Genomic DNA, 9,704 nt, shown 5'->3' with positions numbered 1-9,704 from the left:
GGCGGGAGGTTACAGAGCCGTGTGCTCAGTGCCCGCCTGTGATTCAGGAAATGAACACCACATCCAACGGAATAAGTGGGTAAGTTTCGTGGAACGGTGCCCTTACCTGTAGACAAGACCGGGCAGCAGCTCCTTGTCATTCATTTCTTTCCGAATAAGAAGCCTGTTGCCGTTTATCGATTCCAGCGCCAGATTGCAAATCGGGCCGCAGTCCATGTTGCTGTTGAGGCACAGCATATCAATCGCATGGATCATCAGCGCGGCCGAACCGGGGTTAATCTGTGAAGTGCCTGATTCGGCAAGAAGTGCGACGGTAGTCAGGTGTCTTTTGGCCCCCTCCGCAAGAAGCAGCCCCGGTATGCCAGTGATCACGCCCTCCTCCATTATGTTGATGCCTGCATTTTTCAGCATCCGTTCGCCCCTTGCCGAGGACGAAGTTCCGTATATGCCTATTTCGCCCTGATCTCCGATGTCTCTCTCCACAACCATCCCCTGAGCACTGAGGAGAAGGGATGCGTTTATCGATTTTGCCCAGTGGGAGATTTCGCTTGCAATCTTCCGTATGCCTTTTTCCGGTGCAGGTATTTCTGAATGGATGACTGCAATTCTTCTGCCGCTTGGAAGCATCCCGCCGTAGACGCCCACAGCAGGTACTGGCCGTCTGTTCCTGACTATCGTAACGGGCGGCATCGAGTCGAGATCCAGTGTCGTCACTTTTTTCAGCCGGAAAAAGTCAATTATGTACTTCGAAGTGATTGATGAAACTCCCCCCATGCCCGGAAATCCCTCGATCACTATTGTTCCGTGGCTTGTTTTAGGAATTGTTTTACTCATGACATGTAATTTGCTGCCGAGTACTTTAAAATATAGCCTGTCAAAAATTTCACCTTGATAATCTGCGTTAATTGTGAGAAAAGCATTCTGAACCAACTAGCATTCAGTGTCGTCGCTGAGGTGCTGGGAGGGCCGATTTACTCATTCCGGATCTGCCAGTCCCCCGCTTTTACCGATGTTCTCATTTGCCCGAAAACAGAAGTAACAGGAATAAATACCTGCAGAGGTAAAGACTGGTAAAACAGTCCAGGTTGTCGAATGACGGACAGTGCCCAGCTTGAAATCGGTCTCAAAGACGTGCAAGAGAACGCACGCAACCTCTTCTCCAGCGCAATAATCGGCAGGCTGAAAAGGCGATTCTATCTTCCCGGTAATGCATGGATACTCACCAGCAGTTCGACCCTCTGGTCCGTGGGGGGTGCCATGGCCTCGCCATACCAGTCTCTCTTCTTCTACTCCATTGGTGCAAGCGCTATTCTTATCGGTTACCTTGCCGCAATAACCTCTCTGGTAACCGCTGTATCCCAGCTTGTTGGCGGGTATGTGGGGGATGTCTGGGGAAGGAAGCGTGCAATCATAGTTTTCAGCTTCATCGGGGTGGCCAATAATTTCATCTACTTTATGACGCCGGATGCCCCGCTTCTCCTGCTCCCTGTTGTCATCGGCTCCGTCTCCGGAATATACGGACCTCTGTTCACAACATCGCTTACAGAATCGATGAAACCGGAACTGAGACCTAGGGGCATTGCGTCATATTCTTTCATAAACACCATACCTGCTGTAATTTCACCGTATCTTGGTGGCCTGCTGATATCAAGATTCGGCGATATACAGGGGATTAGGTTTGCATTCCTGGCAGCCGGTCTCTTTGGCATCGCTGCGATAACGTACAGGGCGCTGAGGATGACTGAAAACTTCACACCGCGGAAGAAGGTAAGTTTTTCAGAGTTCTGGTTCACATTATTTGCCGAAACAAGGAGAGCATTCTCAGTTGTCGGCAAAGACGCCAGGCTGCTCCTGCTCTATTCTATTGTGGCGTCGTTCGCGCTCGGATTGACATCCTCCTTTTCTGTCCTTTATTTCGTCCAGGAACTTCATTTCCAGCCCTACCTTTACGGCATCGTTGTCGGCATTTCATCCTTTGTCGTGATGCTCCTCCTTTTCCCTGCCGCAAGAATGGTCGAGAAATTCGGTCTCAAGAAATCAGTCGTGTTTTCATCACTTTCGGTGCCTCTTAACCAGCTTTTCTTCACCCGGGCAAAGGATATGGATGAGATGGTCACGTGGAGCGTTGTGGGAGGGACCGGAACAGCACTTCTCGGTCCTCCCCTGACAGCACTGCAGACAGACATTGTTCCAAAATTCATCAGGGGAAGGATCATGGCAATGTTCAGCGCACTGCCGCTGTTCTTCTCCATTCCGGCGCAGATACTCGGCGGTTACCTGTATTCTGTGACGCCGCTTCTCCCTTTCATTGTATCGGTTCCTGTGTTTGCGGTTTCCGTTATTGTGCTGCTGAGCATCAGGGAACCGAAGAGGCTCGAGGTATGAGATTGCGGCGAAGCAGAAGATGTTATCAGAAACGTACTTATAACAGTCCATACTAATCGAAAAATCATGAACTACGGACCCTATGCACCAGTGCTCGTTTTTGCTGTTATTTCGGTCCTTTTTGCATTTGTCGGCATGTTCCTGTCCTCTCTTCTCAGGCCATCAAAAAAAGAACCGCTCAAAGAAACCACCTATGAATGCGGCGAAGTGCCTATAGGCGATACCAGGATACAGTTTCACTTCCAGTATTATATGTTCGCTCTCATTTTTGTCATTGCGGATGTTCTCACGGTCTTCCTTGCGCTCTGGGCATACACCTTCTCCTCCATGTCTGTTGAAGCCAAATTGCTCATGCTTGTGTTCGTCGGTTTGCTGACTGTAGGGATACTTTATGCTCTGAAGAAGGAGGAAGTCATATGGATATGAGCAGGGCCCAGAGCAGAGCTGATTCCAACGCCCCCAGCGCGATCGCAATGTCTCATGACACGTTCCTTCAGTGGAGCGGCGAGGTCGCAGAAATGGTAAAACAGAGACAGGAGATTGGTCGCGCCAGAACAAACAAACTCACCGGAAGTGTCTTCAACTGGTCTGCAAGAAACTCGCTGTATCCGCTTCATTTCGGCATTGCCTGCTGTGCCATAGAGATGGCCGCCGCGGCGGCTCCAAGATTTGACATTGAAAGACTCGGCGTCATTTTCTGGAATTCGCCCAGGCAGTGCGACGTTCTTCTGCTGAACGGATGGATCTCAATGAAACTTAAGCCGGTCCTGATCAGGCTCTACGAACAGATGCCCTATCCCAAGTGGGTAATATGCATGGGCGAATGCACCATATCTGGAGGCCCATGGTGGGACTCCTACAATATTGTCAGGGGTGCGGATACCTTTCTGCCGGTGGATATCTATATCCCCGGCTGTCCACCGAGACCTGAGGCTCTTCTGGACGGTTTCCTGAAACTTCAGAAGAAGATAAGGTCGGAGAAAGAAAACTTCATGCTACCGCACTGAGGGAAGCAAATGTCCACACCTACAGTTGTCATATCCGGCGAGGACAGAGATTACTCGAAACTCGGCATAAGTGATGTCATGCCGGTCCAGGAACTCATTACGGAGATGAAGTCGCATTTTCCTGATATCGCTGTGAACGCAAAGACAGATCGCAGGATTGAGGCCAACAAGGTTCCAAGAGAGAAGCTGCTAGAATTTTGCACTTTTCTGAAGGAAAAACTTCACTTTGATCATCTGACATGCATGGGAGGCAACGACCTGCGCAGGAGCTGGGAGGTCTTCTATCATATCAGCTCCTACAGGAACAGATGTATCATCCAGATACGATGCGAACTTCCAAGAAACGATCCTTCAGTGGATTCGCTGAGCCTGCTGTGGGGGGGAGCCAACTGGCATGAAAGGGAAACATATGATATGTATGGAATAGTTTTCAACAATCATCCGAAACTGGAGAGGGTGCTTTCGCCTGAAGGAACCGATTTTTTCCCGTTCAGGAAGGATTTCAAACTGCTAGACCACTGGAAGATCGACTGGGAAAACAAGGGGAAGCGTCCTCCGCCGCAGCCGCTTGTTTCCAGTGACCCCCGAAAAATGGGTGATGCCGATGGCTGAAATGTGGATAAACATGGGACCGCAGCATCCTTTTACTCACGGACTCTGGACCTTGAAGGTGAAGGTCGACGGTGAAACGATAGTGGATTCGGAGCCGGTGATCGGATATCTCCATAGGGGTTTCGAGAAACTGTGCGAGAACAGGACATACGCACAGATTGTGCCCATATGCGACCGTCTCTGCTATGTGGCAGCAATGAGCTGGGACCACGTTTATGTTTCAGCAGTTGAAAACATGCTCGGCATTGATGTGCCCGTGAGGGCTGAATACATAAGGGTAATTGCTCTGGAAATACAGAGGATTGCATCCCACCTGATATGGCTTGCATCGTTCATGACGGATCTCGGGAATCTGACAGCTTTTCTGTATGCGATGCGTGAGAGGGAAATGTTTCTGGATCTCCTTCAGGCACTTTGCGGCGCCAGACTTACACACAACTATCCGAGAATAGGCGGCGTTTCACAGGACATGCCGGTAAATTTCCCGCAGCAGTGCAGCAGGACACTTGACATCTTTGAGAAGCGCATGCGCGAGTACGAATACCTGATTGAGGAAAGCGAAGTTTTCAGAATGAGAGCGCAGGGGGTTGGTTATCTCAGCCCCTCTGATGCCATAAACCTCGGTGTCACAGGACCGCCTTTGAGGGGCAGCGGCGTTCCAATAGATATCAGGAAGCATGATCCGTATTCGGCTTATCCTGATTTTGATTTTGACATCTGTGTGGAGAAAGGGTGTGATGTTTATGCCAGATATCGTGTAAGAATAAATGAGATGTATGAAAGCTGCAAAATCATCCGGCAGGCCCTGAAAACGATCCCTCCGGGTCCTGTGATTGGAAAGGTTCCGAGGCACATCCCGAAGGCGGACGGATATGCCAGAACCGAAGATCCCAGGGGGGAAGCCTTCTTCTACGTTCAGGGTGACGGTACGGACAGGCCGTACAGGGTGAAGATCAGGAGTCCGATTTTCGTAACTGTTTCTGCCGCCCCTGCAATGCTCAAGGGGTACAAGCTAGCCGACGTCCCGTCTATAATGGGAAGCCTGGACATGTGCCTCGGTGAATCGGACAGGTGATAAACTGAACTACCTCTACTCGATATCCCATGCGATTTCAACCTTTCTGCTTGGCCTCGCGGGACTGCAGAATGATGCATTCCTCAATTACGGTCTGACGTGGGTGATCGCATCAGTAGTCCTGATAGTCATCGTGCTCGTCAATGTCATAATACTGATATATGTTGAGAGAAAGGAGCTTGGCAGATTCATGGACCGAAGGGGACCGATGGTCGTCGGCCCTGCCGGTTTTTTCCAGAATTTTGCAGACGCATTCAAGCTGCTAGTCAAGGAGATGATACTCCCTGAAAGCGCCGACTCTCTGGGATACAACGGCACACTGGTCATAATTGTTGCCTCCTCTCTTCTGATATTTGCTGTCATTCCGCAGGCGCCTGATTTCTTCTTTGTCAATTCAGATCTCGGGCTGCTGCTCGCTTTCGCCATTTTTGCGATTGAGCCATTTGCAATTGTCATTGCAGGATGGGCCTCCAACAACAAATACTCACTTCTCGGCGGCTTCCGTTCAACGGCACAGATGATGAGTTACGAGGTTCCATTGCTTATCACTGTCATTTCTGTCGCCATTCTTGCAGGCAGCTTCAACTTCATGACAATTGTGAGTCAGCAGTCGAGTCACCTCTGGTTCATAATCCCGCTGATTATAGGATTCATTGTTTTTCTCATATCCATGGTCGCTGAGATAGAACGAATACCATTTGATACGCCGGACGCTGAAGCAGAACTTGTCCATGGATGGATGACAGAGTACCCCGGCATTAAATTTGCACTGATCCAGCTGACATCCTATGTCAGATCCTTTGCCGGCGCTGCGATTATGGTCATACTCTTTCTGGGTGGCTGGAGCGGGCCTTTCCTGCCCCCTGTTGCATGGTTTTACATCAAGGTGTATGCAGTATTCACACTGTTCGTATGGCTGAGGGGGTCCCTCCCGAGGGTCAGGATCGATCAGGTGCTCAACATAGGATGGAGGAGTCTTCTTCCGCTTGCTCTCCTGAATATACTGATTGCCGTTCTGTTCAAATCTGCCGGGTGGTTCTGAAATGACACAAACAACTGAAAGGAAACGTGTAGGACTGATGGGCTATGCTTTCAAGCCGATGTGGATATCGCTCAGAACTCTTATACGTACGTCGCTGGCGGGAGGAAAGCCCAACACATTGCTCTATCCTGAAGAAAAGATGGAACTCCCCGACGACTTCAGGGGGGAATTGGGTCTTGTAATGGACAGGTGCGTTGGCTGCGAGTACTGCGCGAGGATCTGCCCTAACAAATGCCTCGATATGATGCTTGACGAGACAGAGCAGGGTGTGAAGAAGTGGATGCCAGCGCTCGACATGGCGCAGTGCATGTTCTGCGGTCTCTGTGTCGAGGTCTGCCCGTCAACCGCACTGCACATGACAAACAGATATGAAACTGCAACGCAGGACAGGAATGACAAGATATTCAAGCCGCATGAATGGTCAATAAAGCCCGATGAAGCGCCGGACCAGAAGCCATTTCCCTATCCCGAACTCTATGAAATAAACTGTACAGGCTGCGGTGCCTGTGACAGGGCATGCCCACATGAGGTCATAGACATGGTAAGTATTCCGGGCACAGCAAAGAAGAGGCCAAACGGGACACTGGGTCCGGAAAAGAAACTTCCAATGTTCAACTACGAACTCTGCGTTAGCTGTGCTCTCTGCGTGGATGCCTGCCCGTTTGACGCGCTGGAAATGCTACCGAGGAGTACGACTGCCAGCGATCCCGTTGTACAGATAGGAAGCGCGGAAAAAGCATCCAGGGCGGAGGTGGCGGTATGAACATCGACACTGCTGTTTTCATTCTGGTGGCAGCCGCATCGGCAGTTCTTTCGCTACTTATGGTGCTGTCAAGGGAGATAGTACACAGTGCCTTCTATTTTGCAGGCGTCCTCATAGGTGTTTCTCTGATATTTTTCCTGCTGGGCGCCTTTTATGTCGGTATCATACAGATACTGATTTACGTCGGTGCTGTGGTCGTTCTCATACTGTTTGGAATAATGCTCACGAGACGCAACATACTTGTCGGCTGAAGGAGGAATCTATTTGGAAAGATATCAAATAATCGCGATCCTCCTGAGTTTTCTGCTGTTTATAGTCCTCTCGATTGCATTGGTTCCTGCAAACTGGGGATATGCGGGCCAGACTGTTTCCGGCACTGCCGCAGTCTCCTACCAGATGTTTAATCCGGGTGGTTACGGCATAACATTTCTGATAGTAGCCGTTCTTCTCGCCGCTTCCATGATTGGCGGCGTCTATCTTGCAAAGGAGGAATAATTCTGATACCGATAGCGGACGTGATACTGTTCTCTTCACTCCTCTTTGTGGTCGGAGTGTTTGGCGTCCTCTTCAGGAGAAACGCCATAATGGTTCTGCTGTCCATAGAACTGATGCTAAATGCTGCAAACATCAACTTTGTTGCATTTTCAAACACAGCGCCGACCCAGGCTCTCGCAGCCGATGGCCAGGTCTTTGCACTGATTTCGATTGCAGTTGCGGCCGCCGAGGTGGCAGTCGGACTGGCAATACTGCTGGTGTTGTGGAAATCGAGGGACACGATAGAAGTGAACGAAGTCGCAGATCTGAGGTGGTAGAACGGATCCGCTTCTTCCGTATGCATCGCTGGTAACCCTTTCCCCGATAATCGCATTCGCCGTAATTTCCATTGTGCCTGTTTCACGTCCGCGGCTGGCCGAATGGATAGCGGTTCTTGGTGTCGGGATTTCAGCCGCCATTTCACTGCTCATATTTGTTATCGAGTTTACCGGAAACGGTGCCGGAATCTATCCCGCTGCATTCCAGCAGCAGTTCGAATACATAACATTCTCAAGAACATCAGGTGTTTATCTTGGAATTTATGTCGACTGGCTCACAGTCGTGATGATGGCCGTCGTTTCCTCTGTCAGCTTCCTGATTGTGCTCTACAGCGTCGGCTATATGCATGAGGAGGGACCGAGGAGAAAGAGATTCTTCGGCATAATTTCGATGTTTGTTGGAGTTATGCTCGGGCTTGTCATGGCAAACAATCTGCTCGAGATGTACATATTCTGGGAACTCGTGGGACTTGGCTCCTATCTCCTCATAGGTTTCTGGTATGAAAGACCGTCTGCGGCAAGGGCTGCCAAGAAAGCATTTATTGTCACGAGATTCGGCGACATGTTTCTTCTGTTCGGCATAGTGCTGCTGCTCAGTTCAGGAAATCATACCGTTATGTTCGATACGCTCTTCCAGCCGGGTTCGATTACGGCACTGAAAAATCAGGGACTGCTCACTATTGCAACGCTTGCACTTTTCGGCGGAGCAATGGGCAAAAGCGCCCAGTTCCCGCTGCAGGACTGGCTTGTCGATGCCATGGAGGGTCCCACGCCCGTCTCCGCAATGATACATGGTGCTACAATGGTCAATGCGGGTGTCTATCTCGTAGCGAGGATGTATCCTCTGTTCAGCCAGTCGCCTGTCAGTTCACTCTTTGTTGCTTTCATAGGCGGCTTCACCGCACTGTTTGCTGCAACGATGGCAATAGCGACATTTGATATAAAGCGCGTTCTCGCATTTTCAACAATAAGCCAGCTCGGCTACATGTTCCTGGCGCTCGGCGCGGGAGCATATGTTCTTTCAGTTTCTCCGTCTCCCGGAGCGTCCGCTTATTACTCGCTAGGCTACAGCGCAGGCGTGTTTCACCTTATGAATCAGGCAATATTCAAGGCGCTGCTTTTCCTCTGTGCCGGGAGCGTAATGCATGCGCTTGACGGAATACAGGATATGCGCAAAATGGGCGGACTTTCAGGGAAGCTGAGAATAACCTCCCTGACAATGCTCTTCGGCTCTCTTTCACTCGCAGGCATCGTGCCTTTCAGCGGATTTTTCAGCAAGGATGCGGTTCTCAGCGCTGCGCTGGGTGCTTCCGCCTATAATTCGATTTTCATTCTGATCTGGCTGTTCGGGCTGATTGCGGCCCTCTTCACCGGTCTGTATATTTTCCGCCTGTGGTTCTATACCTTCAGGGGAAAGGCAAGGTATCCGCAGGAAGTCCATGTCCATGAGTCTCCTCCCGTGATGACCGTTCCGCTGATCATACTCGCTGTTCTCACACTCGTCATCGGAATGGCGGTTTTCGGCGTGGCCGGTTTTGCCCAGGCAGTGCATTACCCGATCGCCCTGTCAGCTGTAAGTCCATATACACAGTTCAACGGTGTTTTCGGGATCTTCGGGGAGCCTGCGACCTACCTCTCCCTCTTCATGGCATTTCTCGGTCTGGGAATTGCATATTCCTACTGGGGAAGAGGCAGAACAGCTGACGCCTTTGTTTCAGGACCTGCGGGAAAAAGAATATTCACGCTTCTCTCTGAAAGGTATTATTTTCCTCAACTCTACGATGGCATGGGCGAATGGATTGGGTATCAAATTTCCCGTGGCCTCGACTTCTTTGACAGGAAGGGAATAGACGGCCTGGTCAACGGGATAGGCAGGTTCTTCGTATGGTCCTCGGAAAAGGTGAGGAAGAGTGAAACCGGCTTTGTCCAGAGTTATGCCGATGTAATCATACTCGGAGTGATATTGCTCGCGATAGTGCTGATTCTGTTCCCGATTCTGGGGGTGTGA

The 9,704-nt window shown here is 50.4% G+C and carries 12 protein-coding genes; 11 read left to right on the top strand and 1 reads right to left on the bottom strand.

The window, feature by feature from the left end; all coding sequences use genetic code 11:
- Positions 1-102: 102 nt before the first annotated feature.
- Complete coding sequence (locus KIS29_08070; GenBank protein ID MBX8640274.1) at positions 103-834, bottom strand: PAC2 family protein; 732 nt, start codon at positions 832-834, stop codon at positions 103-105.
- 258 nt (positions 835-1,092) lie between these two features.
- On the opposite strand from KIS29_08070, the gene KIS29_08065 reads away from it, so the two are divergent.
- The 11 genes from KIS29_08065 (at position 1,093) to KIS29_08015 (ending at position 9,704) form a co-directional block, all read left to right on the top strand.
- Positions 1,093-2,385, top strand: coding sequence for an MFS transporter (locus KIS29_08065; GenBank protein ID MBX8640273.1), 1,293 nt, complete (start codon positions 1,093-1,095; stop codon positions 2,383-2,385).
- A 66-nt stretch (positions 2,386-2,451) separates the two neighbouring features.
- Positions 2,452-2,811, top strand: a complete 360-nt coding sequence (gene ndhC, locus KIS29_08060; protein ID MBX8640272.1) for an NADH-quinone oxidoreductase subunit A — start codon at positions 2,452-2,454, stop codon at positions 2,809-2,811.
- 92 nt (positions 2,812-2,903) lie between these two features.
- Complete coding sequence (nuoB, locus tag KIS29_08055) at positions 2,904-3,392, top strand: NADH-quinone oxidoreductase subunit NuoB (protein MBX8640271.1); 489 nt, start codon at positions 2,904-2,906, stop codon at positions 3,390-3,392.
- A 9-nt stretch (positions 3,393-3,401) separates the two neighbouring features.
- Complete coding sequence (locus KIS29_08050; GenBank protein ID MBX8640270.1) at positions 3,402-4,004, top strand: NADH-quinone oxidoreductase subunit C; 603 nt, start codon at positions 3,402-3,404, stop codon at positions 4,002-4,004.
- Positions 3,997-5,079 (top strand): NADH-quinone oxidoreductase subunit D, encoded by a 1,083-nt coding sequence (locus tag KIS29_08045; protein ID MBX8640269.1) that lies wholly within the window; start codon positions 3,997-3,999, stop codon positions 5,077-5,079. Before KIS29_08050 ends, KIS29_08045 begins: the two co-directional genes overlap by 8 nt.
- Positions 5,063-6,121: an NADH-quinone oxidoreductase subunit NuoH gene (gene nuoH, locus KIS29_08040; GenBank protein MBX8640268.1), complete on the top strand. Its 1,059-nt coding sequence runs from the start codon at positions 5,063-5,065 to the stop codon at positions 6,119-6,121. Before KIS29_08045 ends, nuoH begins: the two co-directional genes overlap by 17 nt.
- Position 6,122: 1 nt before the next feature.
- Positions 6,123-6,884 carry a 4Fe-4S binding protein gene (locus KIS29_08035; protein MBX8640267.1) on the top strand — a complete coding sequence of 254 codons (762 nt, stop codon included), beginning with the start codon at positions 6,123-6,125 and terminating at the stop codon, positions 6,882-6,884.
- Complete coding sequence (locus KIS29_08030; GenBank protein MBX8640266.1) at positions 6,881-7,135, top strand: NADH-quinone oxidoreductase subunit J; 255 nt, start codon at positions 6,881-6,883, stop codon at positions 7,133-7,135. Before KIS29_08035 ends, KIS29_08030 begins: the two co-directional genes overlap by 4 nt.
- Positions 7,136-7,148: 13 nt before the next feature.
- Positions 7,149-7,379, top strand: coding sequence for a hypothetical protein (locus tag KIS29_08025; protein MBX8640265.1), 231 nt, complete (start codon positions 7,149-7,151; stop codon positions 7,377-7,379).
- On the top strand, positions 7,379-7,696 hold the full coding sequence (nuoK, locus tag KIS29_08020) for an NADH-quinone oxidoreductase subunit NuoK (protein MBX8640264.1): 318 nt from the start codon (positions 7,379-7,381) through the stop codon (positions 7,694-7,696). The genes KIS29_08025 and nuoK overlap by 1 nt, the downstream gene beginning before the upstream one ends.
- Before the next feature lie 73 nt (positions 7,697-7,769).
- Positions 7,770-9,704, top strand: a complete 1,935-nt coding sequence (locus tag KIS29_08015) for a hypothetical protein (protein MBX8640263.1) — start codon at positions 7,770-7,772, stop codon at positions 9,702-9,704.

Origin of the sequence: Candidatus Sysuiplasma jiujiangense (assembly GCA_019721075.1) — an archaeon.
Lineage (GTDB): Archaea > Thermoplasmatota > Thermoplasmata > Sysuiplasmatales > Sysuiplasmataceae > Sysuiplasma > Sysuiplasma jiujiangense.
Note: the sequence above shows the minus strand (reverse complement) of the source record. Positions and strands in the feature narration are given on the sequence as shown.